26 protein-coding genes are annotated in these 25,840 nt (G+C 47.3%); 19 read left to right on the forward strand and 7 right to left on the reverse strand.

Annotated elements, in window-relative coordinates; all coding sequences use genetic code 11:
- Window positions 1-116 precede the first annotated feature (116 nt).
- From K8S19_03655 to K8S19_03675, 5 genes are all read left to right on the forward strand, one after another.
- Window positions 117-989 (forward strand): nitroreductase family protein, encoded by an 873-nt coding sequence (locus K8S19_03655; GenBank protein MCD4812768.1) that lies wholly within the window; start codon window positions 117-119, stop codon window positions 987-989.
- Window positions 990-1,140: 151 nt separating this feature from the next.
- Window positions 1,141-1,362: a cold shock domain-containing protein gene (locus K8S19_03660; protein MCD4812769.1), complete on the forward strand. Its 222-nt coding sequence runs from the start codon at window positions 1,141-1,143 to the stop codon at window positions 1,360-1,362.
- Between the two features lie 59 nt (window positions 1,363-1,421).
- On the forward strand, window positions 1,422-2,156 hold the full coding sequence (locus K8S19_03665; GenBank protein MCD4812770.1) for an NAD-dependent deacylase: 735 nt from the start codon (window positions 1,422-1,424) through the stop codon (window positions 2,154-2,156).
- A gap of 36 nt (window positions 2,157-2,192) precedes the next feature.
- Window positions 2,193-2,657, forward strand: coding sequence for a DUF296 domain-containing protein (locus tag K8S19_03670; protein MCD4812771.1), 465 nt, complete (start codon window positions 2,193-2,195; stop codon window positions 2,655-2,657).
- Between the two features lie 92 nt (window positions 2,658-2,749).
- A complete protein-coding gene (locus K8S19_03675) occupies window positions 2,750-2,926 on the forward strand; it encodes a hypothetical protein (protein ID MCD4812772.1) in 177 nt (58 codons plus the stop codon).
- A 75-nt stretch (window positions 2,927-3,001) separates the two neighbouring features.
- On the opposite strand, the gene K8S19_03680 is transcribed toward K8S19_03675, so the two are convergent.
- From K8S19_03680 to K8S19_03695, 4 genes are all read right to left on the reverse strand, one after another.
- The gene (locus K8S19_03680) at window positions 3,002-3,361 is read right to left on the reverse strand and encodes a DUF1667 domain-containing protein (protein MCD4812773.1); all 360 of its coding nucleotides are present in this window, start codon (window positions 3,359-3,361) and stop codon (window positions 3,002-3,004) included.
- Window positions 3,358-5,856 (reverse strand): FAD-dependent oxidoreductase, encoded by a 2,499-nt coding sequence (locus K8S19_03685; GenBank protein MCD4812774.1) that lies wholly within the window; start codon window positions 5,854-5,856, stop codon window positions 3,358-3,360. The genes K8S19_03680 and K8S19_03685 overlap by 4 nt, the downstream gene beginning before the upstream one ends.
- Window positions 5,853-7,337, reverse strand: a complete 1,485-nt coding sequence (glpK, locus tag K8S19_03690) for a glycerol kinase GlpK (protein MCD4812775.1) — start codon at window positions 7,335-7,337, stop codon at window positions 5,853-5,855. Before glpK ends, K8S19_03685 begins: the two co-directional genes overlap by 4 nt.
- Window positions 7,338-7,550: 213 nt before the next feature.
- The gene (locus tag K8S19_03695; protein ID MCD4812776.1) at window positions 7,551-7,937 is read right to left on the reverse strand and encodes a PilZ domain-containing protein; all 387 of its coding nucleotides are present in this window, start codon (window positions 7,935-7,937) and stop codon (window positions 7,551-7,553) included.
- A gap of 242 nt (window positions 7,938-8,179) precedes the next feature.
- Between K8S19_03695 and K8S19_03700 the strand changes: the two genes are divergently transcribed.
- Window positions 8,180-9,319 carry an HD domain-containing protein gene (locus K8S19_03700; GenBank protein MCD4812777.1) on the forward strand — a complete coding sequence of 380 codons (1,140 nt, stop codon included), beginning with the start codon at window positions 8,180-8,182 and terminating at the stop codon, window positions 9,317-9,319.
- Between the two features lie 96 nt (window positions 9,320-9,415).
- Here K8S19_03700 and K8S19_03705 read toward each other — a convergent pair whose 3' ends face one another.
- Window positions 9,416-10,399 carry a GGDEF domain-containing protein gene (locus K8S19_03705; GenBank protein MCD4812778.1) on the reverse strand — a complete coding sequence of 328 codons (984 nt, stop codon included), beginning with the start codon at window positions 10,397-10,399 and terminating at the stop codon, window positions 9,416-9,418.
- Between the two features lie 268 nt (window positions 10,400-10,667).
- On the opposite strand from K8S19_03705, the gene K8S19_03710 reads away from it, so the two are divergent.
- From K8S19_03710 to K8S19_03750, 9 genes are all read left to right on the forward strand, one after another.
- A complete protein-coding gene (locus tag K8S19_03710) occupies window positions 10,668-11,108 on the forward strand; it encodes a hypothetical protein (protein ID MCD4812779.1) in 441 nt (146 codons plus the stop codon).
- A gap of 489 nt (window positions 11,109-11,597) precedes the next feature.
- The gene (locus K8S19_03715; protein ID MCD4812780.1) at window positions 11,598-12,323 is read left to right on the forward strand and encodes a TetR family transcriptional regulator; all 726 of its coding nucleotides are present in this window, start codon (window positions 11,598-11,600) and stop codon (window positions 12,321-12,323) included.
- A gap of 47 nt (window positions 12,324-12,370) precedes the next feature.
- On the forward strand, window positions 12,371-13,768 hold the full coding sequence (locus tag K8S19_03720) for a TolC family protein (GenBank protein ID MCD4812781.1): 1,398 nt from the start codon (window positions 12,371-12,373) through the stop codon (window positions 13,766-13,768).
- Window positions 13,752-14,492, forward strand: coding sequence for an efflux RND transporter periplasmic adaptor subunit (locus K8S19_03725; protein ID MCD4812782.1), 741 nt, complete (start codon window positions 13,752-13,754; stop codon window positions 14,490-14,492). The genes K8S19_03720 and K8S19_03725 overlap by 17 nt, the downstream gene beginning before the upstream one ends.
- A 65-nt stretch (window positions 14,493-14,557) precedes the next feature.
- The gene (locus K8S19_03730) at window positions 14,558-15,289 is read left to right on the forward strand and encodes an ABC transporter ATP-binding protein (GenBank protein ID MCD4812783.1); all 732 of its coding nucleotides are present in this window, start codon (window positions 14,558-14,560) and stop codon (window positions 15,287-15,289) included.
- Window positions 15,289-16,221 (forward strand): ABC transporter ATP-binding protein, encoded by a 933-nt coding sequence (locus K8S19_03735; protein ID MCD4812784.1) that lies wholly within the window; start codon window positions 15,289-15,291, stop codon window positions 16,219-16,221. Before K8S19_03730 ends, K8S19_03735 begins: the two co-directional genes overlap by 1 nt.
- Entirely contained in the window at window positions 16,218-17,339 is a 1,122-nt protein-coding gene (locus tag K8S19_03740) for an ABC transporter permease (protein ID MCD4812785.1), read from the forward strand. The genes K8S19_03735 and K8S19_03740 overlap by 4 nt, the downstream gene beginning before the upstream one ends.
- Before the next feature lie 59 nt (window positions 17,340-17,398).
- On the forward strand, window positions 17,399-18,433 hold the full coding sequence (locus K8S19_03745; protein ID MCD4812786.1) for an ABC transporter permease: 1,035 nt from the start codon (window positions 17,399-17,401) through the stop codon (window positions 18,431-18,433).
- Between the two features lie 347 nt (window positions 18,434-18,780).
- Window positions 18,781-18,987 carry a cold-shock protein gene (locus tag K8S19_03750; GenBank protein MCD4812787.1) on the forward strand — a complete coding sequence of 69 codons (207 nt, stop codon included), beginning with the start codon at window positions 18,781-18,783 and terminating at the stop codon, window positions 18,985-18,987.
- 151 nt (window positions 18,988-19,138) lie between these two features.
- Here the strand turns inward: K8S19_03750 and K8S19_03755 are convergent, their stop codons facing one another.
- Window positions 19,139-21,178, reverse strand: a complete 2,040-nt coding sequence (locus K8S19_03755; GenBank protein MCD4812788.1) for a DUF2341 domain-containing protein — start codon at window positions 21,176-21,178, stop codon at window positions 19,139-19,141.
- 54 nt (window positions 21,179-21,232) lie between these two features.
- Window positions 21,233-22,936, reverse strand: coding sequence for a DUF2341 domain-containing protein (locus K8S19_03760; GenBank protein MCD4812789.1), 1,704 nt, complete (start codon window positions 22,934-22,936; stop codon window positions 21,233-21,235).
- Window positions 22,937-23,203: 267 nt separating this feature from the next.
- On the opposite strand from K8S19_03760, the gene K8S19_03765 reads away from it, so the two are divergent.
- From K8S19_03765 to K8S19_03780, 4 genes are all read left to right on the forward strand, one after another.
- Complete coding sequence (locus tag K8S19_03765; protein MCD4812790.1) at window positions 23,204-23,536, forward strand: transcriptional repressor; 333 nt, start codon at window positions 23,204-23,206, stop codon at window positions 23,534-23,536.
- Between the two features lie 11 nt (window positions 23,537-23,547).
- Window positions 23,548-24,123 (forward strand): rubrerythrin family protein, encoded by a 576-nt coding sequence (locus K8S19_03770; protein ID MCD4812791.1) that lies wholly within the window; start codon window positions 23,548-23,550, stop codon window positions 24,121-24,123.
- A 41-nt stretch (window positions 24,124-24,164) separates the two neighbouring features.
- Window positions 24,165-24,545 (forward strand): desulfoferrodoxin, encoded by a 381-nt coding sequence (locus K8S19_03775; GenBank protein ID MCD4812792.1) that lies wholly within the window; start codon window positions 24,165-24,167, stop codon window positions 24,543-24,545.
- 110 nt (window positions 24,546-24,655) lie between these two features.
- Window positions 24,656-25,828 carry an FprA family A-type flavoprotein gene (locus K8S19_03780; protein ID MCD4812793.1) on the forward strand — a complete coding sequence of 391 codons (1,173 nt, stop codon included), beginning with the start codon at window positions 24,656-24,658 and terminating at the stop codon, window positions 25,826-25,828.
- Window positions 25,829-25,840 lie beyond the last annotated feature (12 nt).

A 25,840-nucleotide genomic window follows, 5' to 3' on the forward strand; every position in this document is an offset into this window, starting at 1 on the left:
AGCACGAAGACTTTTTTGCGGTCTCGGCGGAAAGGATATATTTGTCAGAACAATCCACTTGGGTTATTCTGTGTGAAGTGCTATAAATAACAAAACGCAAAGGAGCCGACCTAATCATGGTATCCGATGATTCGATTATTGAGGTGATACGCAAGCGCCGTTCCTGGCGGACATACATCCCGGAAGCGATGGAGGAGCAGGTCAGAGAAAAACTTGAAATACGACTGGCGGAGAAACATCTTGGTCCTTTTCCAGGTCAGGTACGCTTTCGTTTGATTGAACTGCAAAATGATCCGGTGCAGGCAAAACAGAAAATAGGGACTTATGGCATGATCAAAGATGCCCGCTATTATATTGTCGGTGCAGTCACCCGGGGGGAAAAGGCGCTGGAAAATTATGGCTACCTGTTTGAGAAAATTATCCTGGCAGCCACGGAGATGGGTTTGGGAACCTGCTGGGTTGGGGGTGCGCTGCATCGCAATGATATTGCCCGGCGTATTGAAGCAACAAAAGAAGAATATATTCCGGCCATTTCTCCGGTCGGGAAGGTGGTTGAAAAACGCGCACTGCGCGATCAGATGGTAAGCTTGGCCGCCGGTTCAAAAAATCGCAAAAAGTGGCAGGAGCTTTTTTTTTATAATCATTTTTCAACACCACTCAGAAAAGAGGATGTCCCGGAGTATGCCAATCCTTTGGAAATGGTGCGTTTGGGTCCTTCGGCATCCAATCGCCAACCATGGCGCATTGTCAAGGAAGGCGGGCGCCCGCGTTTTCATTTTTATTTACAAAAAAATCGTTTTTATGGGAAAATTGCGCACTCTGTTTTGGGTGCTGAGGATATTCAGTATTTGGACATGGGTATTGCCATGTGCCATTTTGCCATGGCAGCCAAAGAGCAGGGATTGCAGGGACGCTGGCTGGTCGCGCCGCCGACATACTTTGAACCGCCCGAGGGTGTGGAATATAGCGTGAGTTGGATTGAAAACTAGATGGTTTGGCAATCCTTGAAAAAAATGACACGGTTCGGAACAGCCCTCAAAAAGAGCGAAAGAATATTTGACAAGTTCAGCAAACGGATGCTAAAGTCCGAATAATAAGCCGAAACCGGCAAGGATCTAATAGAGAAGGAGATTGAGATTCATGTCAGTACAAGGAAAAGTCAAATGGTTTAACAACGCAAAAGGGTACGGTTTTTTGGAACAGGAGGGCAGTGATAAGGATATTTTCGTTCATTTTTCTTCTATTCAGTCGGAAGGATTCAAAACGCTTAAAGAGGGCGAGGTGGTTGAATTTGAAATCACGGAAGGACCCAAAGGCGCACAAGCCGCAAATGTAAAAAAGATTGGCGGCGAAGAGGCTTAATCGAAACTAAAAAAACTAACGGCCCCAAGGGGTCGTTTTTTTTTTGGTAGGATTGAACCGTGGAGAGACAGTTACAGACAGCAGCAGCCATTTTAAGAAATGCTCGCCGGGTCACCGCGTTTACCGGCGCGGGGGTTTCTGTGGAAAGCGGCATCCCGCCTTTTCGCGGAGCCGGTGGACTCTGGGAAAAAGTCGATCCGATTTTTTTAGATTTGCAATATTTTATAAAAAATCCGCTCACATCCTGGCAGATGATCAATAAAATTTTTTATGATTTTTTTGGTCAGGCAAAACCCAACGCAGCGCACAAAGTGCTCGCCCGGTTGGAACAATCAGGCCGGCTTGCCGGTGTGATCACCCAAAATATTGATCACCTGCATCAGCGGGCCGGCAGCCGGCAGGTGATTGCATTTCATGGAACCGCCCAGGAGCTGGCCTGCCTAAGCTGCGGTAAAAAGCATGCGTTGGCGGCGGTCTCCCTAAAAAATCTTCCACCGGTTTGTCTTGTTTGTGAGGGGATTTTAAAACCAGGCTTCATTTTTTTTGGGGAAGCAATTCCCGAACCTGCACAGTCTGATGCTTTTGCCGAGGCTGAGGCTTCGGATGGTTTTTTAGTCATTGGAACGACCGGGGAGGTTATGCCGGCCTGTATGCTCCCCCGGGTCGCCAAGGAGCACGGTGCGAAAATTATTGAGGTGAATACAGTTCCGTCACTCTATACGCGTGACATCACGGATATTTTTTTGGAGGGGACTGCGGCTGCCGTGCTGCCCCGGTTGGAAGCGCTCTGGTAGGCAGATCACCTGTAATCAGGATAGGTGAGGAGCAACATGGAATATACGCAAGGTTTATTGGGCAGGGTTTTTATTTTAAAATTTTTTCATGATGACGACATACTTGAATGTCTCAAACCGTTTATAAAAAAGGAAAAAATAAAGACAGCTGTGATCCAATTAATGGGTGCGGTTCAATACGCTACGCTGGTGACTGGTCCAAAGCAACCCAAGATCCCACCGGACCCGCAATGGGAAACCATCACCGGTGGCTGGGAAACCATCGGCATGGGCACGGTTTTTTCCGACAAACAGGGGCCGCATATTCATATTCATGCAACTTTTGGGAGCGGGAAAAAAACCCGAACCGGGTGTCTGCGAAAAACCGGTAAAGTTTTTCTGGTGGTGGAAGCGATCGTGACGGAAATAAAAAATACCCGGGCGGAAAAACAGCTGGATCAGGCCAGTGGTTTGGAACTGCTGCATATAGCGACCCAACCGAAAAAACGCAAACACGAATAGCATTTGACAAACCAGGAGCTTGAGGCGTAAAAAAGTACCAGTGAAATAGGTGTTTGGTGGATGAAAAACATCAGCGAAACAGGAGGCACAAAATGCACACCGTGGGTGAATATAAAGGCAATGCAGTGATTACACTAAAACGTACAGAGGAAGACAATTATGGATTTACCTTCGGGCTGGCCAAGGCAAAACTTATTATTGACCATCTGGAAGCCATTCAAAAATTTTATGAAGAAAATAAGGACAAAGCCAAGAAAAAAAGTGAATAAAATTTATCGTGCTAGTGCGAACACGATGGACAGCCTGCCCGGCGAATGCCGGGTGCCGGGTAAACCCGTGGATTTTTATCGCTCAATGGTACGCGTGGCGATGAGATCGACATTGAAAGACATGAAATTTTTTCTTAGCACTTGATTTGCCTTCACAGGTTGGGTAATGACGATTTGTTTAATAAGCTGCATGGCTTCGCGTAAAGCCGGTTTGGGAATGGGGCCTGTTGTTCTAACCGGTATCATCGCGACGGTCAGCTGTTGTGCCGCGACGGTTGTCGTAAGCGTTCTCAGCGGATGTTCGATTTCCTGTTTGGCATACACCTCGCCCTTGGGGCATTGATTTCCCAGTACTTCCCGGACAATCTCATTTTCCACCCGGACAGTGAGTTGACAACCTTTAGGACATTCAATACAAGTGAAGTTTTTTTTCATGATATGGTCTCCAGATAGTCGGCAGCTTGTTGTCCCGCCAGAGCGCTGTCGTGTGTGACTGAATCCGCCAAGTCATAAATTTTAAAGGCATTGCCACAGACAAACAATCCCGGGATTGAGGTGCGGTTCAATTCGGCGGACACAGGCGTGTGGGTCGATTTTTCCATGGCAACACCGGCCATTTCGATCAATTCATTTTCCGGGATCAGTCCGACAGAGAGCAAGACCGTATCGCAGTCAATTTCAAAATTTGATCCCGGTTTTTCGCTGAAATCATCATGGACGGCCGCGACACGGATTTTTTCTACACGCGTAAGACCGAGAATTTCAGTTACTTTGTGTTGATAATAAATTGGAATATCAAAGTCATCCAAACATTGTGCAATGTTGCGTGTGAGCCCGCGGGAGGTTTTTTCAATTTCAATAACCGCTTTGACATGGGCGCCTTCCAGCGTAAAGCGCCGCGCCATAATCAACCCGATATCACCGGAACCGATTACCACAACCTTTTTTCCCGGGAGCCAGCCTTCGATATTCATCATTTTTTGGGCCAATCCGGCCGGAAAAACACCGGCCGGGCGTGTGCCGGGAATCGAGATCATTTCCCGAGTCCTTTCCCGGCAGCCGGTGCACATAATCAAAGCCTTGGCCGCAATGGTTTCAAAAGCGCCGGGTTTCAAACAGGTTAATACTTTATCGGTGGTTAGATTGACCACAAAGGTTTGTAAGCTAACTTGAATGGCCGGGTGTGTTTGGATTTGCCGGATGTAGTGATCAGCAAACTGGGGACCGGTTAAGTCCTGTTTAAATTGACGAAGGCCAAAGCCAGGATGAATACACTGGTTTAAAATGCCGCCGAGAAATTGGTCGCGTTCAATCAGCAGGATGTCCGAGACACCGGCATCGTATGCGGAGAGCGCAGCGGCCATACCGGCCGGCCCCCCGCCTACGATGACGAGATCATGTTCTTGGAGAGTCACCGTTTTTTGGTTCTTTTTTTGCAGACGTGATTCACCCTGATGGGAAGCGAGCGTGTGTTTGGGGACTTCCACGGGTCGTGAATCTCCCCGACCCGCCTTGATTAATTCTGAACCTGGACCGCGTTTGGAGATTTGTGAATAGCGCAAACCGCGTTCTTCGTTGAGAATTTTCATAATCCGGGTGGTGCAAAAACCGCCGTGACAGCGGCCGGCTTGTGCACGGGTGCGGAATTTAATGCCATCCATGGTTTTGGCACCCCGTGCAATTGCGTCGCGAATTTCGCGGGCAGAAACCATCTCGCAGCGGCAGACAATATCACCGTATGCCGGATCCTGTTGTACCAGTTTTTTGGCTTCTTCCAAAGGGAGTGCAAAAAGATGGGTGGAAGCCGGACGGTGTGCGAGAAACGCCGCTTTGGGTTTCAGCTGCAGTCCGTGGGTTTGCAGCAGGTCACAGACATACCGTGCAATAGCAGGTGCTGCGGTTAATCCGGGAGACTGGATGCCTGCCACCTGGATAAACCCGGGAACCGCAGCTTCATGTCGGATAATAAAATCATTTCCAGCCACCGGTCGCAGCCCGGCAAAGTAGGCAATCAGGTCATGGGGAGAAACCGCAGGGAGCATTTTTTGGACTTGAGACAAAACCCGTGCCAGCCCTTCATCGGTTGTACTGAGGTCCTCTTTATCTGAGACGGATTCTGCGGTAGGTCCGATCATGGGATTGCCGTCTGAGGTTTTAATCATAAGCGTGCCTTTGGATGTCGGTGTGGGCAGCGGAAAGATCAAATGGTTGGCCAACGGCTCGCTTTTTTTATCCAGGAGATATTCCTCGCCTTTGCGGGGATGGATGACGATATCCGTGATACCCACCATACCGGCGATGGTATCCGCATAAAGACCTGCCGCATTGACCACATAACGTGAATGAAACATGGCGCCGGACTGGGTTTGAATGGCGAAGCCTGCATTTGTCCGGGAAATCGCAGTAACCAGCCGGCTGGTAAAAATTTCCACGCCGTTTGCTTGTGCATTTTCAGCCAAGTCATAGACCAGGCGATAGGGACTGATAATCCCGGCAGTGGGAGCGTAGAGAGCGGCCACAACGGCCGGGCTTAGGTTGGGCTCATGCGCATCCAACCAGGGTCGGTCCACGATCTGTAAATCAGGCACACCCAATTTTTCTGCATTCGTTTGGATGGCTTCCAGCCTAATACGATCCGTTTCATCAAAAATGACAATCAACTCACCGACCTCGACAAAATGGACGCCCAGATCTTGCGCAAGTTTTCGCATGAGGTGATTGCCCTGGACGCAGAGTTTGGCTTTGAGGGTGTGGGGTGGATTTTGGGTTCCAGGATGAACAATACCGCTGTTGGACTTGGAAACACCGAATGCCAATTCAATTTCTTTTTCCAGCAGACATACCGTCAAGTTGTATTGGGAAAGTTCCCGTGCCAGCGCGGTTCCGCTCACGCCACCGCCAATAATTAAAACATCATAAATTTTTTTCATACATTAGACCGCGTACGGCGAATCGCGTCTTGCCAGCCCTGGTAATAGCGGGCGGCGGTACGTTTGGGCATGCGAGGTCGAGAGACCTTCTCCGGTATCCAGAATTTTTTTATGGCAGCGGCATTCGGCCAAATTTTGACAGCCAGGCCCGCCAGATAGGCGGCGCCCAATGCGGTGGATTCAAGGTTGCGGGGACGTATGACGGGTTTGCCCAGGATATCAGCTTGGAACTGACAAAGAAACGGATTGGCTGTCGCACCACCGTCCACCTGCAGGGAGGGGATTTTTAGATGGGATTCCTTCAACATGGTGTCCAGTACATCTTTGGTGGCATAGGCCATCGCTTCCAAGGCAGCTCGTACCAGATGGGACGGGCCGGAACCGCGGGTCAATCCGCAGATCATTCCCCGCGCGTCCTGGTCCCAATAGGGAGTACCCAGACCAACAAAAGCAGGGACCAGATAAACGCCCTCATTGGACGTGAGACGCTGCGCCATTTTTTCCGTCTCACGGGCATGGACAAAAAGTTTGAAATTATCGCGCAACCATTGGATCGCGGCTCCGGCAATAAAAATAGCACCTTCCAAAACATAAACCGGCTGGCCACGCCCATCACATCCCAAGGTGGTAATCAAACCGTGTTTGGAATGAATCCGTTTTTTTCCAGTATTGAGCAAGACGAAGCAACCAGTGCCATACGTATTTTTTATAGTACCGGGGGTAAAACAGGTTTGGCCGAAAAGAGCAGCCTGTTGATCGCCGGCAATACCGGCAATGGGGATGCCGGAAGGCAGCCGGCCATGACGGCGGGTATGTCCAAATAGACCGGAGGAGGGTCGTACCTGCGGGAGTAAAGAGAGCGGGATTTTGAATAATTTAAGGATATCTTTATCCCAAATACGTTTATCAATATTAAATAAAAGTGTACGCGCGGCATTGGTATAATCCGTCGCATGAACTTTACCGCCGGTGAGGTTCCAAAGCACCCAAGTGTCCGTGGTGCCGAAGCAAAGCCGGTCTTGTTTGGCCAGGTGTTTGGCCTGCAAATTATGTTTGAGCATCCATTCGATTTTGGTTCCGGAAAAATAAGCATCAATCGGAAGACCGGTGCGCTTGCGAAAAAAATCAGGCAGTCCTTTTTGGCGGCTCAATGCTTGACAGCGTGCTGCGGTGCGGCGGCACTGCCAGACGATGGCATTGCCGATAGGTTTTCCGGTTTTGCGATCCCACAAGACAGTGGTCTCACGCTGATTTGCGATGCCGATGGCGGCAATGTCGACCTGGGGTTTTTGGCTTAATACGGATTGGATGGTTTGCCGGACACTGGACCAGATTTCATCAGGGTTATGTTCGACCCATCCCGGGTGTGGAAAATATTGTGGAAATTCCTGATAGGCGTTGGCAATGGGCTTGCCAAAACGGTTGTATAAAATGGCCCGGCTGCCGGTAGTGCCTTGGTCAATGGCAAGAATCGCCTGCATGGCCCCCCCCTGTACAGTGTAAAGAAGCGTGGTGTTAAATCCGGTTTTTATTATAGCACAGCAGAAAACCATTTTACCAGCCGGTGTGGTTTGGATGAGCAAAAATATTCCTGCTTATCCAAACCTATATGTATTGTTTTTTATAACAGGAGACGGACACGAAATATTCCGTCGGTGAATAGGGCCGGCGGTGTTTCAAATGAATAGTAAAGATTAATTGGTGAGTGTGTTCATATAGAGCGCTTGCCGGTCTCCCGCGAGTTCAATGAGAAGATTTTCCAATTCTTCGGAGGGAGATGTCTCCATGGGCAGCAGCTCCAGACCCAGATGGGTTTGCCAGTTTTCTTCATCCCAATATCCCCAGCGGATAATACCATGGCCGTTGATTTCGGAAAAAGGATTCGGCAAATTCAAATCATAATCAATTAAACGCGCGGTTATTTTGATTAATCGAAACGGCAGGCTGATATGCATACCGCCCAAGCAGAGGTTGGCCACCTTGCCCGATGAGGAGATCACCAATTCATTGCGATGGTTACGGATTTTGCATTTGATGGGAATATCGACATCAAGACGAGTAAATTTTCTTCGCTGGATCATGGTGTGAAATTCCTCCCAAAGGTTGACGGTTTTTTTGCTTATTTAAAGTATCGGTTATGGGAGGAAAAGATTGATTTTTTTAGGATACTTTCACAGCAGCTTGGTTTTGTGTTTGCCGGTGCCCTGTCACGGATTATTCGCCTTGATTAAGGTTTCACGAGTCCGGCCCGATAATACAAGTGTGCATTTTAGCGGTTGCATCCGGAGCGTTGCGGCCTTTTATATTTTCAGGAGAACAACACATGGCATCCAATCCGCAAGAAGAACTGAAACGCATGAATAAGCGTAAATACAAACAGCTGCTTTCCGCCCATGATCCGGAAAAAATTTTAGGTATCCTGGGGTGCAAAATCCCCGGATTTTTGGATGAAAAAGAAATATTTCACGCCATCTTACGGCAAATGGTAAAAACCTCCCAGGCCCGGATCGGAATATTACTAACCATAGAAGAAGAACGCAGACAATTTGTCTTTTCTGGTGCTCAGGGGATCCATCTTTCGGAACAAACTGTGGAGAGTTTTGCCTGGTCGCTTAGGACCATGCAGGGGAAACTCAAAGAGGGATATGAAAAACCACAATTATTTACTAGTGCTGAGATTGCAAGACGAAACGACTTCATATTTGAGCGGTCCATGGGATTTCAATCGCTTTTTTATCAGCCGCTGGGCATTGAAGGGCATGTATTCGGTGCCGTCCTGCTGGGCAACCGGGAAGCGCGCGTAAATTTTTCCAGCGAGGATATGCGCCGGATCAAAGCATTGCTACCCATTGTTTGCACTGAGATGGAACGCATCTGGCTCTATCGCGAGTTACAAAGTATGGCCATTAATATGATTCATGCGTTTGCCAGTGCGATTGAGGCCAAGGACACCTTTACGCGCGGGCACTCGGAGCGGGTGACGAAATTTTCCGTAGAGATGGCCCGGCTTTTAGGGTGGAAGAAAAAAACCCGGGAAGTTTTGCGAATGTCTTCCATCATGCATGATATTGGCAAGATCGGGGTCCCGGAAAGTATTCTCACCAAACCAGGAAAACTCACGGCACAGGAATACGCGGTGATTAAGCGTCATCCTGAAAATGGCGCAGAAATTGTGGGTAAAATTCCACAGATGCTGCAAACCCTTCCGGGAATTTTATGTCACCACGAACGGTATGACGGCAAAGGATATCCGCAGGGGATTGGCGGTAAGGATATTCCTGAATTCGGACGTCTTATCGCGGTGGCCGATGCTTTTGATGCCATGACCGGTACCCGCCCTTATCGTAACGAGCTATCCATGAATACAGCACTGGAGGAGTTACGCCGTCATCGCGGAACTCAGTTTGATCCTGAGATGGTGGATGTTTTTCTGCAAGCCTATTACACCGGCATTATTCCCTGAAGGACAAGTTCAAGAATTGAAAAACAGTTTAATCCGGAGCGGGCAGACAAGGACTTGTCCGAATATTTTTTTGATATCAAGCGGGGTTGATTTGAATCAATGCTGTGGTTTGGATGCCCGAATACGCTTGCGGATGATTCTTTGTCCCTGGCAGATACAGTTACGCCCGCCGCGTTTAGCCCGGTACAGCGCCTGGTCGGCGGCATCAATCAGATCTTCAGCAAATTTTCCATCCCGGGGGAAATTTGCGACACCAATCGAGAGCGAGACCTCTTTTAAATGGATTCCCTGCCGGCCGGTAAAGGGACGATCACCAAAGGTATGGGTAAGGCGCGAGGCTAAGATCAAGGCTTCCTGATTTTTGGTTTCAGGTAAAATGATGGCGAATTCATCCCCGCCGTAGCGTGCCACTTCATCCGATTGCCGGCAGGAATACTTTAAAAATTCGGCAATTTCTTTGATGAGAATGTCACCCTTGAGATGACCGTAGGTATCATTGAATTTTTTGAACCGGTCAAGATCAATGAACAAAAGGGTAAACGTGTGCTTGTAACGCTTGCTCCGATCCAGTTCATAACGCAGTCTTTCCTGAAAATAGCGGTGATTTAAAAGCCCGGTCATACCATCACGGTTGGCAAAGAGCAGCAGCGTATCCAGGTCTTCCTCCGGCAATATTTGCAGGGGTTGAAATTGATCGGCATGCTGTTCCATATAATCCAACACTGCGGCTTTCATACCAATCTCGCGTCCGATTTTTTTCGTCAGGTCTTTTTTATGCGCCACCAGCAAGTCCCAGAGTCGGCGTGCATCTTTTGGGGGGAAATATTTATGGGTTAGTGCGTAAAGCAATTCAACAAAAAGAGCTTTGGATTTTTTAATACGCAGGGTTTCCAGAGTAATCCAGAGTTCGCGCGGAACGGTTTTGGGTTTGCCTGCAAAGTAATCCAGCACAGCAAGATCCTTGGATAACCAGCGGGCAAAATCGCGTTCCTCTTGGAGCATGGAGAAATCATGATCCAGCAAATTTCCCTTGGTCTTCATTCGGGATCGAGGGGTTGCTGATTTTTTTGTTTTTTTCATGGGCTGCCCAGCCTCTCGCAAGCAAGTGACACCATGGTGGCGCATCAACCGTGTTCATATTCTCTTTATTATAAGAAATAATACGGCGGGTGTAAAATTTTTTTTTAATATACCACCCCGAAATCACCGGCTTAAAAGCCGGAGATTTCGGTACAGCCGGGAATAGAAAAGAGAGAGCCCGAAGTCAGGGGTCCCTTGCACAAAAAAATGTAATATTATGTGTGCGCGAGCCATCTAATATAGATATAATGGGTTGGATTGGGGGCGTATGCTTTTAAAGAATCGTATAAAAAAAATCGCCATTACATTAACTTCAGAACAAAGCATTCATCTTTTTATACTGCTGTGTGCGGATGGAAGCATTCAGCGTATGGGTAGTGGAAAACTGGATACCGTGGAGAGCGAGATGTATTCAGATACTATGGAGGTAGATGTTTTTTATCGTGTGATGTCTCTGATTCCGGAGAAAATGACAAAGCAGGGAGGGGTTTTTGAGACGCCCAAACGGAGCGGCAGGTTGTGTGAGATGGATATTGTATTAGCGGACCGAATGGAGAAAGAAATTATTGGTTATCGGTTCCTCTATGGCTCTAAGTCTCTAGGGTTGCCCAAGGAGATTAGCAAATTACTGGAGGGAATTCTTTTGTACACAGACACGTGGTATCAAGCCAAAAAAGCGGAAAGTAGAAAAAAGAAAAAAACACACTGATGTTATACTTATGAGAATATTCCGGAGATAGAGCGAATTACTAGTTTAAAAAAGATTACTCCTTACAGTATAGCGGCTAGTATATAAGTGTTTGTCTTGTGAAGCGTTTTGTGAAGGGGATACATGTGTTCATCTACAAATAAACACCTTAAAAATAGGGGTTATTCAGGTTTCGTCCGGTGACACATAGAAAACCAGTCTGAAAAATAAGCAGATACAATGATATCGATAAAACAACACATCATTTTCTTTTATTTGCACAGCAAAATCAAAGAACCGGTGAAACGTGTTCATCTGGTAGACTCCTGAAAATGACATGTATTAAGCTGCGGTTGACGAACAGTACACATTGAACCGGAAAAAGCTGTTTGTAAAAAAATCAGGGAAAATAGTTTGACGCGATACTATACATAGTGTATAGTATTTAAACTTATACAAGTTGTATAACTAACCTCGCAGCAATCGTTGCGCGACAAGGAGTTGTTTACCATGACCAGGCCTTCACGAAAAACCGATGACAAACTCGTTGCAGCTGCGATAGCAATGCTTCCGAAAACCGGTTTTTCCGGGTTGAAAATGCGGGCGGTTGCCGGGAAAGCCAAAGTTAATCTCGGAATGTTTCATTACCATTTTAAAAATAAGGAAGCTTTTATTGAGCGGGTGGCAGCTGAATTATATGAACGGTTTTTCCAAACATTTACGCTGGAAGTCGAGACCGGTGCGGACTCCGGGGAGCGATTACAAAATGCCATTAAAAATTTGGCCCGGTTCGCCCGGGATAACCGAAGCCTGCTACTGGCACTGATGCGGGATGTCATGGACGGTAATCAGCAACTTGTACGCTTGTTGGAGTCCTTTATTCCGCGTCACGGGATTGTAATTCTTAAGCTTTTACGGGAATGTCAGAAACAGGGCACCATCAGCAACCTGCCTTTGCCGGTTATCATTCCTTATATGATAGGGAGTATGATAGGGCCGGTATTCCTGACAGCGCTACTCGAACAAGTCCGGCTGCGCCAACCGTATGATTTTCTCAAAAAATTTGCAGTTCCATTGATTCTTTCGGACACCAGTCTGGATAAGCGGCTTACGTTTGCATTCCGCGGAATAGCGTCCCAAGTCACACAGGAACTGGTGGATAAAAAGTGGGAGCAGCAGGTGGACCGGTTTGTCAAAGACTTGGAGCGTGAGCAAAAAAGGATGGGCCAAAGATAAAAAGCGAAGACAGTTCAAGGGCAAAAGAAAAAAAGGACAAGGAGTGCATGATGAAGAAATTTTTTTTGGTGAGCAGCCTGCTAGTTGTCCTGGCAACAAGGGTAGCGGCACAACCTCCGATTTTTACGTTGCAACTGGATGACGCGGAAGCGCAGGCACAGGTTTTTTCACCGGCCCTCAAGGCAGCGCAGCAGGAAACAACTGCGGCCTTGGCCAAAGCGGCAAGTCAGTCCGCCCTCTTATGGCCTCGCTTAAGTCTGGAGGGGAGTGCACGCTATATAACGGAAATTCCTGAATTTGAGCTGGCGCTGCCGGTACCCAATGCAACTCCCATGGTGATTACCATGGGAGATCATATGAACTATTCAATCGGCGTTCAACTGGGATGGAAGCTATGGGATTCTTTTGCGATCCAAGGCATGGTCGCGGCACTGGGAAAGAGCGCAGAAGCCAAAGCGCTGGAAATCCAGGCGATTCGGCGGAATGTTTTATTGAAAACACGGCTGGCATATTTTCAGACGCAATTAGCAGTGGAACAGGTTGGAGTATTGGCAGAAGCCCTGTATTTGGCCCAGGCACAAAACCACGATATCCGTGTCAAGTCAAACGCCGGGGCTTCTTCACGGATTGACAGCCTCGCAAGCCGGATGGATGTGAATGAACGGAAAAAACAATTACGTGAGGCCAGGACAACCCTGGCAGAGACACTGCATCAATTGTTGCGTCTTACCGGGCAGACGTATGACCTGGATATCCAGCTGCCCCTGGGCAGCGAGGTTAAACCGCATCTGTTAAAAATAATTTCCCAGCCAACCGTTTTATTGCAGCTTGATTCCATGGCAAAGACAAAGAAAAAATTAGCCACACTACCGGCCAAAGCGGTAATCAGACAGCATCCCAATATTCAGGCGGTGTTGAAAAAGGTTGAAGCGGCAAATCAGATGGCACGCAGCGCAGCGGCAGGTTATTGGCCCCAAATAGCGGTTTATGCCAAGAGCAGCCTGGACTATCCCAATCAGGCGGCGGTTGAGCAGGTCCGGCAAAATACTGCGGGTGCGTCTTTGAGTTGGACACTGTGGCAAAAAGGACATACCAATGCTCAAGTGCGTGAACAAAAGGCGCGGGCACGGGCGGGAGAAAATTTTCAGGTACAAATAGAAATGGATTTGGGATTGGCGTGGGATATGGCCAGGGACCGCGTTGCCCAGTTGACGGATGTCCAAAAATTGAATCAACAAATCGAGGCGGATGCCCGTGAATTGGTACGTCTGGTTTATGCGGCTTATCGTGCCGGACGTGTAAACTACCTTGAGGTACAGTCAGCCAATCTACGGGTTTTACAAGCCGGTACGCAAACGGCGGTGACAGAAGCGCAACTGCTTATTCAGCTTGCTTTGCTCAACAGTTTATACGAAGGGGAGACGGGAAATGAAAAACTCAAATAAAATCAGAACAGTCATGGTCCTGCTCGTGCTCACGGGGATCGGGATTACGCTTTGGTGGTTTACCCGGCCGGGACCTTTTTTATATGCCGGAACCGTAGAGGGGATTGAGGTTACGTTGTCAGCCAGAGTGGCGGGAGTGATTGAAGACATTGCGGTCATAGAAGGGAGTGCGGTCAAGGCAGGGCAAATCCTGATAACGTTGGCCGGAGAAGATCTAAAATTATCTGCAGATCTGGCTGCCAAAGAGTATCGCAGGGCACAGCGTCTTTTAAAAAGCGGCGCCTTGCCAAAAGCGGAGTATGACAAAATTCAATTTCACTATGAGAAAGCACAACTGGCAGTTACCTGGTGCACAATTCGTGCACCCCGGGCCGGCCGGGTTGAGAATATTTATAAAGAATCCGGTGAGTTGGTTGGACCGGGGGTACAACTTTTATCACTCACCAATAGTGAAACAATCTGGGTGTTCGTGTATGTAGCGCAGCCGAAACTGGCAGGACTCTCCCAGGGGAGGGAAGTACACGGGTTTCTGCCGGAAATGCCGGGAAAAATTTTCAAAGGTAAAATAGCCATGGTACGGGACCAAGCTGAGTTCACACCGAAAAATGTACAGACGCGTAATGAGCGGACACGTCTGGTCTACGGCGTGAAGATTATGTTTGATAACCCGGAGAGGCTATTGAAGCCGGGGATGACACTTGAGGTGATCCTGCCGGAAAAATGAAATGGTGGTAAGCAGGGGCACGGCTTGCCGTGTTCCTATAACTATAGATACAGGATGTAGTAGAAATGACTCAGATCAGTATTCACGTTAAAGACGTACATAAAAACATGGGTGCCACACCGGCCTTGCAGGGTGTTTCCACTGTGTTTGCACCGGCCAAACTGCACGGACTTATCGGACCGGATGGTGCCGGTAAAACGACGCTGCTTCGAATTTTGGTCGGGCTGCTTTCGCCGAACCAGGGTGCAATCAATTTCTTCAAAAAAAAACAGCTGATCGCCTTTGACCGGATTCGCCCCAAAATTGCTTATATGCCGCAACAACAAAGCTTATATGCGGATCTTTCGGTAGGAGAGCATCTGGAATTTTTCAAAGATTTATATGTGATCCCTCAAGAGGCGTATAGGCTGCGTCGCGCTGAGCTGCTGCACATGACCCGGATGGAACCTTTTCAGAATCGGCAGGCCGGGAAATTATCCGGTGGCATGTACAAAAAACTTGGATTGATGTGCGCCCTTTTACAGTCACCGGATATTCTTTTTTTAGATGAGCCGACAAATGGTGTTGATCCGATCAGCCGGCGTGAATTTTGGGAAATGCTTTATCAATTGCTAAAGAAAAACATTCTCATTATTGTTTCCACCGCCTATATGGATGAAGCGGAGAGGTGCAGCCGGGTCCATGTCTTGGAGGAAGGGAAAATACTTGCCGCCGGGGAACCGCGGAGCATCCTGGAACATGCCGGAGTGAAAAATTTTGAGGCGCTATTTTTAAAGATCGCCGGGACGGGGAAGTAATGGGCAAGCCAAGACCGTTGGCGGTGATGGTCAACAATTTAACGATTCGCTTTGGGGACTTCACGGCCGTAAATCATATAAATTTTTCCGTACGGCAGGGAGAGGTTTTTGGATTTCTGGGTGCCAATGGCGCCGGTAAAACCACGACAATTCGCATGTTGTGCGGGCTGCTGGTTCCCGATGAGGGCGAGGCCGTGATTTCCGGGAGTAGTATTCATGATAATGTCCAAGACATTAAAAGCAAGGTTGGCTATATGTCGCAGCGCTTTACGCTCTACCCCGACCTTACCGTAGCGGAAAATCTTTCATTTATCGCCCAATTACGAAAACTGGAGACCCGTCATTTTGATGCGCGCCGGCAAGAACTATTTGCATTTATTGGTTTTAATCACCCGGAAAGCACTTTGGTGAAAAATTTGCCGGGCGGTGTCAAGCAACAGATGTCTTTGGCAGCGGCTATTTTGCATGATCCGGAAATTATTTTTCTGGATGAACCGACCGCCGGTGTTGCTCCGCAGATTAGGTCCCGGTTTTGGAAGTTGATAGGAAAACTCGCAAAAGGCGGGAAGACTATTTTTGTGACAACTCACTACTTGGACGAGGCTGAGCAGTGTGATCGGATTGCGCTGATGCGGGATGGGGAAATTATTGCGCTGGACACACCAAAAAAATTAAAGCAGAAAACATTTCCTGAGCCGCTCTTGGAAATTGAGCCCCCCGTGGGTGCTTCCCGGGCCTGGATGGAAAAATTGAAAGTAGATCCGGCCACAGCAACCATCCAACCCTATGGACGGCGATATCATGTTTTGGTTAAAAATGAACCGGCATGGAAAAAAATAATCCGGAAAATTCCGAAAGCCTATCGGGTACAGATAATTCAGCCGTCTTTGGAGGATGTGTTTATTCGTCAGGTGGAAGGAGACAGGCGATGAACAACGGGTTCCGCTGGGGGCGTGCATTCTCCATTGCACGCAAAGAAATACGGCATGTCATGCGTGACCCTTTTACCCTTGCCTGGTCACTCGGATTACCGCTGATTCTGGTGGTTTTTTTTGGCTATGCCATTGATTTTAATGTTCGTGATGTTCAACTTAATATCGCAGATGGGGATAAGTCCCGGGCATCGCGGGAGTTGCTCCAGCAATTTTCCAGCTCGCAATATTTTCGGCTTAAACAAGTCAATCCGGGACAAAACGTACGCCGGGATTTGGATCAAGAAAGAAGTAAAGGTGTCCTGGTTATTGAACCGGGTTTTGGCCGGGCGGTGGGCGAGGGCGTACCCGCGTCAATTCAGCTGTTGCTGGACGGGGCGGATAATTCCACGGTGGGAATTATCCTGAGCTATGTGACCGGCATTCAGCAGGCAACGCAAGAAAAATTGTTCGGCAGCAGCCGGTCACTGCCCATTAAATTGAAAAGCCGGTTTTTATTTAATCAGGAACAAAGCAGTCAATGGTTTGTGGTGCCCGGCCTGGTTGTGATCGTGGTGGGTTTGCTGTCTGTTTTGCTGACATCGCTTACCGTCGCGCGGGAATGGGAGACCGGGTCTATGGAATTGCTTTTGAGTACACCGGTCAAACCTCTGGAAATTATTTTGGGAAAATTGACGCCTTATTTAGTGCTGGTGTTAATTGGTGTCGGCATGGTTTATGTCATTGCCCGGGCACAATTTGCAATACCGTTTCGCGGCAGTCATACACTGTTTATTGTCGGGATTATTTTATTTTTAGCCCAATGCCTGGCGCAGGGCCTGCTTATCTCAGTGATAACACGCCAGCAGCAATCGGCCATGATGCTGGCGTTTATTACCGGGTTACTGCCTACGCTATTGCTATCCGGTTTTATTTTTCCGGTTGAAAGTATGCCTGTTTTTTTTCAGTATTTTACGTATAGTCTGGCACCCCGGTGGTTTATGGTGGTCAGCCGTGGTCTTTTTTTGAAGGGGGCAGGTATTTTTGAATTGGCAGAACCTATGATTATGCTTTTGGTGCTTACGATTATAACGATTGTAATTGCCCTGAAATATTTTAAAAAGGATTTGGAACCGTGAACGCCACGATTAAAGGTTTTATTAAAAAGGAATTTATTCATGTGCTGCGCGATAAACGTATGTGGGTTCTTTTATTTATCTCTCCGATTATTCAATTGACGCTTTTCGGTTATGCAATCTCCAATGAAGTGCATAATATCCGGCTGGCGGTACAGTTTGCCCCAGGGGATGTCATTGCGCAGAAGCTTACGCAGCGCTGTTTGGCATCCGGTTGGTTTATTCCAGCCAAGAGCGGGGGTGACCCGTATTTGTTGGTTCAATCCGGCCGGGCCGAGGCCGTGTTGGTGGCTCCGCCCGGCGGCGTGACCAAGTCCTTGCGTAGCGGTCAAGGTGAAATCCAGGTATTGTTGGATGCGACCAATATGATACGGGCACGCAGTATTGAGCAATATATCCAGGCGATTGTTCTCGAGGTTCTCTTGGAGGAGTTTCCACGGCAGACCATGCAGCCCTTTTTAAATGTTGACATACGTGTGCTTTACAATCCAGCCATGAAAACCGCTTATTTTCTTGTCCCAGGTGTCATGGTGGTGCTGTTGTGTCTTCTTACCATCATCATGACCAGCATGTCAATTGTGCGTGAGCGGGAAATGGGGACCTTTGAAACTCTGGTCACAGCACCGATTCATAATTGGGAAATTCTTTTTGGGAAAACACTTCCTTTTGTTATTTTAGCTTTGGCGCAAGTCACCTTGATCCTGATTGCCGCAGTGCTGATTTTTGGATTACCCATGCAGGGTCCGCTGTGGAAATTTTACCTGGCTGCCTTAATGTTTATCTGCACCACGGTAGCGGTTGGGACCATGATTTCCACCATTTCCCGCACACAGCAACAAGCCATGATGGGAAGTTTTCTTTTTATGTTTCCCGGAATCCTGCTCTCCGGCATGATGTTTCCTCTGGAAAATATGCCTAAGGTAATTATTGGAATTTCATACCTAAATCCGTTAAGATATTTTTTGACCTTGTTGCGAAATATTTTACTTAAAGGCGGAGATAACTGGGTTTTTTGGACAAATTTGAGTGTTATGGCAATCCTGGCGGTCATTGCCATAGCCTTTTCTTTCTACCGTTTCCGCCAGACATTGGATTAATAAATTGCGTAAATTCCTTTAAAAGTGCACATTTTTTTGATTAGTACGTGATACTGGGAAATAAAATAATGGAAATTTTGAAAAGTAGACAGATAAAAAAAGTGTTCAATAAATTATGCAAACACGAGCAGTGGTGATGAGGGTAAAATAGGATGATTAAAAAAAAACACGGAAAGTAAAGCATTATTTTGCCCAAAAAAATTCTATCAGGTGCATAAAATAAAATACAAAAACACGGAAACAATATTTGACAAGGGATTATCCAGGTGATAAAGTGCGAATCACGGGGTTGATTTTAGTTTTTTAACAGGATCACACGTTATTCAAACCAGGAGGGGTACATTTCCATGTCTGTTCAAGGAAAAGTAAAATGGTTTAATGCAGCAAAGGGCTATGGTTTTTTAGAGCAAGAAGACGGTAAGGATGTATTTGTGCATTTTTCAGCAATTGAGTCTGATGGGTTCCGCACACTGAACGAAGGTGATGCTGTTCAGTTTGAGGTTGTTGAGGGTCCTAAAGGCGCTCAAGCAGCCAATGTAAAAAAAGCAGACTAAAGTATAATTGAAGTATTGAGTGTGAATTATCGGTCCCAAAAAATTGGGGCCGATTTTTTTTTGCAAAGAGCCCATCTTCTGCATACTGCGCTTGCGAGATCCCAGCCAATCCGGGCTCTATGAATCATTTGGACGGCACTATATCATCCGTTTAACGCAAAATGACGAGCTTGCCTTTACGCGATCCCGAAACAGAGCGAATGACATATAAATAGACACCTGAAACGACAGAGTGTTTTTTACTGTTGGCCAGATTCCAAACGACCCGGTTTCCGGGATCATCCTTCACAATTTTTTTTACCAAACGTCCGTCCAAAGTATAAAACCGAATAACTGCTTTTTCCGGAAGGTTCATGAGTGTGACGGTATGGCTCACACTGAGGTCAGCGCGGAAAGGATTGGGATAAACAATGACCGCATTCAAATCCGGGGCCGCTAATACGGGGGTGGACGTCAGGGTAATGGTAGGCGACAAGGTGGCGGTTCGCGTGATGGTGACAGTCGGGGAAATGGTCGAGGTTCTTGTGATGGTACATGTCGGGGTGATGGTGCGTGTCAGGGTGACGGTTGCGGTCAGGGTAATGGTATGGGTGACAGTATAAGTCGGTGTGACTGTCGGGGTATGGACAGGAGAATTGGTTGAAGTCAAGGTGACAGTCGGTGTTGCCGTATAGGTGGCAGAGTTGGTCAAAGTGGGTGTGGCAGTAAAGGTCGGCGTGTAGGTCGGTGTCACAGTCAGGGTCGGTGTATGGGTCGAAGTGGGTGTGGCAGTAAAGGTCGGCGTGTAGGTCGGTGTCACAGTCAGGGTCGGTGTATGGGTCAGTGTGGGTGTGGCGGTATAAGTCGGTGTATGGGTCGGTGAGGGTGTCAAGGTGGCGGAATGGGTCAGCGTGGGTGTGGGTGTAAAAGTTGGTGTCTGTGTTGGTGTTGTTGTTAGCGTGGCGGACTGTGTCGCAGAAGGGGTGATGGTATAAGTCGGTGTATGTGTGCCTGATGCTGTCAGGGTTGCGGTTGGCGTGACAGTCGGCGTTATTGTCGACGAGGGTGTTATGGACGGGGTGACAGTCAAGGTGGATGAAGGCGTGGCGGTGGGTGTAATGGTTGGTGTGCCGACAAAGATCTCGGTACCGGCAGAAGAAAAACCGCCCGGGCTATTTTGATTGCTGTACTCGGTTTGGATCCAATCTGAACTTTTGGTGCTGCTGAGAATGCGGACCTCATCCAGCTGTCCATTGAAAAATTGTGCTTGGCTGGCGGTACGGTTGCCAATATAGAGATCCGTGGTGACACTGGCGAGGGTATCGATCGTGCTGTCATCCATGGACAACGCTGTGCCGTCTACAAAAAAACTTACAGTGGTGCCATTGACCACACTCACCACATAGTGCCAATTGGTATCTAAAGTATGATCTTCATAAGCGTAATTTCCGTTGGCATCACCGTAAAAAAGAAAATAATCCGAACCCGGTCGGAACGTGATCCCATAGCCGGTGTTGTCGTAAATAGAATTTTTGTGGAAGACAAGGCCGGTATTGGAATCTGGAGAATTTACATTGTCCAAATTCATCCAGAGACTGAGGGTAATATTTCCGGTTAAATCAAGCGAACTGTCATTGCCGCAATTAATGAATTCACTGCTGGTATAATCAAAGTTTAGACAATCACCAATTTGACCTGCCACGAGGTCGGATATTTCCATATTCTGTGAAGAGCCGTGGTTGCCGTGGGAAGTACTTTCGCTTACATCATCGGCAGATCCGGTGGGTATATCCTGCATGTGCCAGACGCCGCAGAATTCGCTCGGCCATGTTCCTGAATTATTGGCAACGCCCGATGCCGCGCCATAGTAAATATAAATCATGGTATTCGCGCTTCCTGACAGGGAGGGAATCCGGACCCAGGCCTCAAGTTCCTGATTACCGGAATCAAAGTGAACAATCTCGCGGTCAAGCGTGGTGGTTTCAGTTGAATCCATAAAGATGATATCCATACTGGCAGGGTTGGATTGTGTGCAGTGAGAGAAAAAGGCGGAATCCAGATTGGCTTCTGTGATAAGGACAGGAAAATTGGTATGGCCGGTCCCGGAGACCTGGCTGCTTTGGATCGTTATTAACTGTTTATAGCTGTAGGCAGCCTGGATAGAGACGGAAAGGAGCAGTAAAAATAATGTAGAAAGAAACAGTGTCTTCATAAAATTTTTACTCCGGAAGTCATTAACTTGATTCAAGCAAATTTTTGAATATTGCTATCGCAATATCACAATTTTGCCTTTGCGTGATCCGGAAACAGATTTAATGATATACAGATAGATTCCAGAGGCCACATCCGTTTCCTGTTCATTGGTCAGGTTCCAGACCAGACGGTTGCCCGGGGTATTTTTATTCAATTCCCGTATGAGATGTCCGTCCAGACTATAGAGCCGGATGATCGCTTGCGCCGGCAAGTTTATGAAGGTGACCATCTCCCGGGAATGAAGATCTGCCCGGTAGGGATTGGGATAGGTAATGACATTTACCAGGTTGGGCGCAGCCAGGTTGGGTGTCGGGGTCACTGTAACGGTCGGTGAATGCGAGGGTGTCGGCGAGACAGTTAAGGTCGCGGAAATCGTGGGTGTCGGTGATACGGTGGAGGTTATGGTGATTGTACGTGTAGACGTAATGGTGAATGTCGACGTTGGCGAAAAAATTGGAGAAGGCGTTGAGGTCAGTGTAATGGTCGAGGTATGTGTGATGGTCGAGGTATGCGTGATGGTGGCGGAAGGTGTTGCAGTGGGAGTCGGTGTGGGTGTGCTGGTCCGGGTCCCGGTCAGGGTAGGCGTTGCGGTAGGTGTGATTGTGGATGTGGGTGTGACAGACGGCGTATAGGTGGGTGTCCCTAAAAAAATTTCCGTGCCAACCGTATAAAAAGATCCCGGATCACTCTGGTTATTATATTCAGTTGTCAGCCAGTCATGATCACGGACACCATTGATTACGCGGATTTCGTCCAGGCTGCCGTCCCAGTAGTCGCTGTCACTTGTACTCCGGTCTGCGATGAGGAAGTTGGCAGTACTCGCGGTAATGGCGGTGAGTCCGCTATTGGACATAAACTGGTTTACACCATTAATATTCATGTCAGCGGTCGTGCCATTGATTGTAAAAACCACTAGAGTCCAGCTGGTGCTGGCACTGTAAAATTCATAGGCACGGTCGGAAGTATTTCCGTAAATGTAAAAATAATTGGAATTTGTGTTATAGGTCATGCTATACCCTTGTGCAGTTGTAAGGTCAACTTTACGCGAGACAATCCCCATATATGAATTGGGACTACTGGTACTATCCAGTTTGATCCAGGCGGAAATGGTAATCGTACTGGTGAGGTCCAGGGTACTGCTGTTTCCGCACGTAATATATTCATTTGATCCGTCAAATACCAGTGCATGTCCAATCTGGCCGGTAACATGATCACTAGCTTCCATATTTTGCGAGGAGCCGGCATTGTTATTTGTGGTGCTTTCATTAATATCCCCGACTGTGGCATTGGGTGTGTCTTGAAGATGCCAGACACCGCGAAATTCACTGGACCATGTCGCCGTATTATTAGCAACTCCGGAGGATGCACCGTAATATATATATATGATAGTATTCGCACTGGCATTGAGTGTGGGAATTCGGACCCAGGCCTCAAACTCCTCGTTGGCCTGATCAAAATGAACTATTTCACGGTCCAGGACCGTTGTCTCCGTTGAATCCATGAAAATAATGTCCATACTGGCTGGATTAGATTGGAGACAGTGTGTGAAAAAAGCAGTATCCAAATTAGCTTGTGTAATAAGCACTGGAAAACTGAATTTATTAGAACCGGGAATTTCACTGCTTTGTATTGTTAGTGCGCGTTTGTAGGTATAGGCAGCCTCAAGTCCGTTGGCTAGCAGAAAAACAATTGAAATACTTATCAAAAAACACTTCATAATGAGTTCTTTATTCTCCTGTTTAGTTATAGTTAGTGTAACTATTATTAAGTATAGCAAAAGGATTGCTATTTTGAAAGGTGTGACCAAAAATCTAGTAGAAAAAGAAGAACGCGCTGTATAAAAATAAAGCAGCAACAAAGTAAAAATTTAGTTGACAAAGAAAGAAAAAACTAATACTATTTGCAAATGATTATCAATTGCAAGCAAGAGAACAAAATAGAGCCTTACCGGCTCACAAAACAGCGCAAAGTGATTCTGGGAGAGATGAAAAAGATGCACGATCATCCGACAGCAGAAGAGTTCTATGACAGAATCAAGGGAAAATTACCAGGAATAGGGCTATGTACGATTTATCGTAATTTGGAGAAATTTCAGGAACTCGGGCTTATTCAGAGAATCAAAAGTATTCCTGTCCGGTATGATAGCAATATTCAGCCGCATAATCATATTAAATGTATTCGCTGCGGCAAGGTTGAGGATGTGCCGGAAGTGATTCAGTTGGATGTAGCCATGATTGAAAAAACAGGGTACAAGCTCCATGCTTTTAATCTGGAGATCAATGGCATCTGCAAAGCCTGCCAAGACCATAACCACTAAGGAGGAAGAGAATGGCGGAATTGAAAGGAAGTAAAACCGAGAAAAATCTTTTAACCGCATTTGCAGGAGAATCACAAGCAAGAAACCGTTATACCTATGCAGCGTCGAAAGCTAAAAAAGAAGGGCTGGTCCAAATTTCAGCTATTTTTGAAGAAATTGCAAACCAAGAGAAAGAGCATGCCAAACGACTCTTTAAATTTTTGGAAGGCGGAGAGGTGGAAATCAGTGCTGCATTTCCGGCAGGTGTGATTGGTGATACAGCTGCCAACCTGGCCTCGGCAGCTGCCGGTGAGCACTATGAGACAACCGAGATGTATCCTGCTTTTGCCAAGATTGCCCGCGAAGAAGGTTTTGAAAATATTGCCAAGGTCTTTGATGCCATTGCCATTGCGGAAAAAAATCACGAAGACCGCTACAATGCACTGGCAAAAAATTTGCAGGATGGAGCAGTATTTAAAAAATCAAAAAAAGTAACCTGGGTATGTAGAAATTGTGGTTATGTGCACGAAGGCGAGGTTGCACCGGAAGGCTGCCCGGCGTGTGCGCATCCGCAAGCACATTTTGAAGTATTGGCGTGGAATTTTTAAAATAGTCATCTTACCTGTGAGGGTTTTAAAAGGAGAAAAAAATGGGAACCAAAAGTTTGGAAGTCTATAAGTGCGGGGAATGCGGCGGGATTGTTGAGGTGCTGCACGGCGGCGCCACACCGGTTTGTTGCGGAACACCGATGAAAAAGATTGAGGCGGGGGTTGTGGATGCTGCCAAGGAAAAACATGTTCCGGTAGTTGAAAAAAACGGGGACGTTGTACGGGTGGTATTGGGCAGTGTGCCCCATCCCATGGAAGAGAAACATTATATTGAGTGGATTGAGCTGGTTGCCGATAGTGTTAGTTATACCCGGTTTCTCAAGCCCGGGGATGAACCGAGGGTTGAATTTACGGTGAAGGCTGAGAAAATAACTGCCCGGGCTTATTGTAACCTGCATGGTTTGTGGGAAGCTGCGGTTTAAATAGATCAGCAGGCATATTTGAATTTTTGATTTCCGGAGCAGGGGAGTTGAATTGGTAGTGCAGGGATCTCGGGATTTTGTGTAAGGTTTTGAATGGAGGGTGGATTAGCATGAAAGCTGTTGAAATTAAACCGGGGATTTATTGGGTGGGTGTTAAGGATTGGAATCTGCGTGATTTTCACGGTTACAAGACCCAGCGCGGCTCCACCTACAATGCATATTTGATCATAGATGAAAAAATTGTTCTGGTCGATACGGTCAAAGCGCATCTTGCGGACGAAATGTTTGCCAGGATTGCGAGCATTGTTGATCCGGTGAAGATAGATATTGTGGTGTCCAATCACGTAGAGATGGACCACTCAGGGTGTCTTGGCGAAGTGGTCAAACGGGCGCCCAATGTGGAAGTGCTGACGTCGACCAATGGTGAGAAGGGATTAAAACTCCATTTTGACACTTCTGCCTGGAATATGCGGGCTGTGAAAACCAACGAAGAATTATCCATTGGCAAGCATACGCTTAAGTTTGTACATATGCCTTTGGTTCATTGGCCTGACTCCATGGCAACCTACGTCCCGGAGGCCAAACTGCTTATGCCCAATGATGCGTTTGGCCAGCACATTGCCACTGAGGGCATATTTGAAGATGAGACGGCCAAAGATGTTGTGATGGAAGAAGCGGCTAAGTATTATGCCAATATTATTCTGCCGTATGGTGCACAGGTGGACAAAGCCTTGACAGCGCTTTCCGGCCTGGAGTTTGACATGATCGCCACCAGCCACGGATTGATTTGGCGGAAGTATTTTACGGAAATTATTGAGAAGTATAAATTTTGGACTCAGTATAAAACAGTCGAAAAGGCGGTTGTGATTTATGACACCATGTGGGGCGCGACGGAGACCATGGCGCATACGGTCAAGTCGGCGTTTGAAAACATGGATATTCCAGTTGTCATGCGCAGCCTCAAGCATATGCATATTTCTGATCTGGTTGCCGATGTTTTGGAAGCGCGGTATATTGCACTGGGATCCCCAACATTGAATAATATGATGCTCCCCACCATGGGAGCATTTATGACATATATTCGGGGATTGAAGCCGCAGAATAAAAAAGCCATGATTTTCGGTTCTTATGGATGGAATCCCAATACCATGAAAGAGCTGGAAACCTGGGTCCGCGAGATGGGCTGGGAATTACCCGGCTCGGTGGTGAACGCCAAGTATCGCCCCACATCGGAACTCCTTGCGCACTTGCGTCAGACAGTAGGGCAGCTAAAGGATTCGTGAGATTACAAAGGA

This window comes from bacterium, assembly GCA_021108215.1.
Classification (GTDB): Bacteria; Oederibacteriota; JAAXVQ01; order JAAXVQ01; family JAUVAV01; genus JAIORK01.

What these genes read in the sequence shown, in the direction of transcription:
- K8S19_03655 (MCD4812768.1), top strand. Translation starts at nt 117, where the DNA reads ATGGTATCCGATGATTCGATTATTGAGGTGATACGCAAGCGCCGTTCC.
- K8S19_03660 (MCD4812769.1), top strand. Translation starts at nt 1,141, where the DNA reads ATGTCAGTACAAGGAAAAGTCAAATGGTTTAACAACGCAAAAGGGTAC.
- K8S19_03670 (MCD4812771.1), top strand. Translation starts at nt 2,193, where the DNA reads ATGGAATATACGCAAGGTTTATTGGGCAGGGTTTTTATTTTAAAATTT.
- K8S19_03675 (MCD4812772.1), top strand. Translation starts at nt 2,750, where the DNA reads ATGCACACCGTGGGTGAATATAAAGGCAATGCAGTGATTACACTAAAA.
- K8S19_03680 (MCD4812773.1), bottom strand. Translation starts at nt 3,361, where the DNA reads ATGAAAAAAAACTTCACTTGTATTGAATGTCCTAAAGGTTGTCAACTC.
- K8S19_03685 (MCD4812774.1), bottom strand. Translation starts at nt 5,856, where the DNA reads ATGAAAAAAATTTATGATGTTTTAATTATTGGCGGTGGCGTGAGCGGA.
- glpK (MCD4812775.1), bottom strand. Translation starts at nt 7,337, where the DNA reads ATGCAGGCGATTCTTGCCATTGACCAAGGCACTACCGGCAGCCGGGCC.
- K8S19_03695 (MCD4812776.1), bottom strand. Translation starts at nt 7,937, where the DNA reads ATGATCCAGCGAAGAAAATTTACTCGTCTTGATGTCGATATTCCCATC.
- K8S19_03700 (MCD4812777.1), top strand. Translation starts at nt 8,180, where the DNA reads ATGGCATCCAATCCGCAAGAAGAACTGAAACGCATGAATAAGCGTAAA.
- K8S19_03705 (MCD4812778.1), bottom strand. Translation starts at nt 10,399, where the DNA reads ATGAAAAAAACAAAAAAATCAGCAACCCCTCGATCCCGAATGAAGACC.
- K8S19_03710 (MCD4812779.1), top strand. Translation starts at nt 10,668, where the DNA reads ATGCTTTTAAAGAATCGTATAAAAAAAATCGCCATTACATTAACTTCA.
- K8S19_03715 (MCD4812780.1), top strand. Translation starts at nt 11,598, where the DNA reads ATGACCAGGCCTTCACGAAAAACCGATGACAAACTCGTTGCAGCTGCG.
- K8S19_03720 (MCD4812781.1), top strand. Translation starts at nt 12,371, where the DNA reads ATGATGAAGAAATTTTTTTTGGTGAGCAGCCTGCTAGTTGTCCTGGCA.
- K8S19_03725 (MCD4812782.1), top strand. Translation starts at nt 13,752, where the DNA reads ATGAAAAACTCAAATAAAATCAGAACAGTCATGGTCCTGCTCGTGCTC.
- K8S19_03730 (MCD4812783.1), top strand. Translation starts at nt 14,558, where the DNA reads ATGACTCAGATCAGTATTCACGTTAAAGACGTACATAAAAACATGGGT.
- K8S19_03735 (MCD4812784.1), top strand. Translation starts at nt 15,289, where the DNA reads ATGGGCAAGCCAAGACCGTTGGCGGTGATGGTCAACAATTTAACGATT.
- K8S19_03740 (MCD4812785.1), top strand. Translation starts at nt 16,218, where the DNA reads ATGAACAACGGGTTCCGCTGGGGGCGTGCATTCTCCATTGCACGCAAA.
- K8S19_03745 (MCD4812786.1), top strand. Translation starts at nt 17,399, where the DNA reads ATGTGGGTTCTTTTATTTATCTCTCCGATTATTCAATTGACGCTTTTC.
- K8S19_03750 (MCD4812787.1), top strand. Translation starts at nt 18,781, where the DNA reads ATGTCTGTTCAAGGAAAAGTAAAATGGTTTAATGCAGCAAAGGGCTAT.
- K8S19_03755 (MCD4812788.1), bottom strand. Translation starts at nt 21,178, where the DNA reads ATGAAGACACTGTTTCTTTCTACATTATTTTTACTGCTCCTTTCCGTC.
- K8S19_03760 (MCD4812789.1), bottom strand. Translation starts at nt 22,936, where the DNA reads ATGAAGTGTTTTTTGATAAGTATTTCAATTGTTTTTCTGCTAGCCAAC.
- K8S19_03765 (MCD4812790.1), top strand. Translation starts at nt 23,204, where the DNA reads ATGAAAAAGATGCACGATCATCCGACAGCAGAAGAGTTCTATGACAGA.
- K8S19_03770 (MCD4812791.1), top strand. Translation starts at nt 23,548, where the DNA reads ATGGCGGAATTGAAAGGAAGTAAAACCGAGAAAAATCTTTTAACCGCA.
- K8S19_03775 (MCD4812792.1), top strand. Translation starts at nt 24,165, where the DNA reads ATGGGAACCAAAAGTTTGGAAGTCTATAAGTGCGGGGAATGCGGCGGG.
- K8S19_03780 (MCD4812793.1), top strand. Translation starts at nt 24,656, where the DNA reads ATGAAAGCTGTTGAAATTAAACCGGGGATTTATTGGGTGGGTGTTAAG.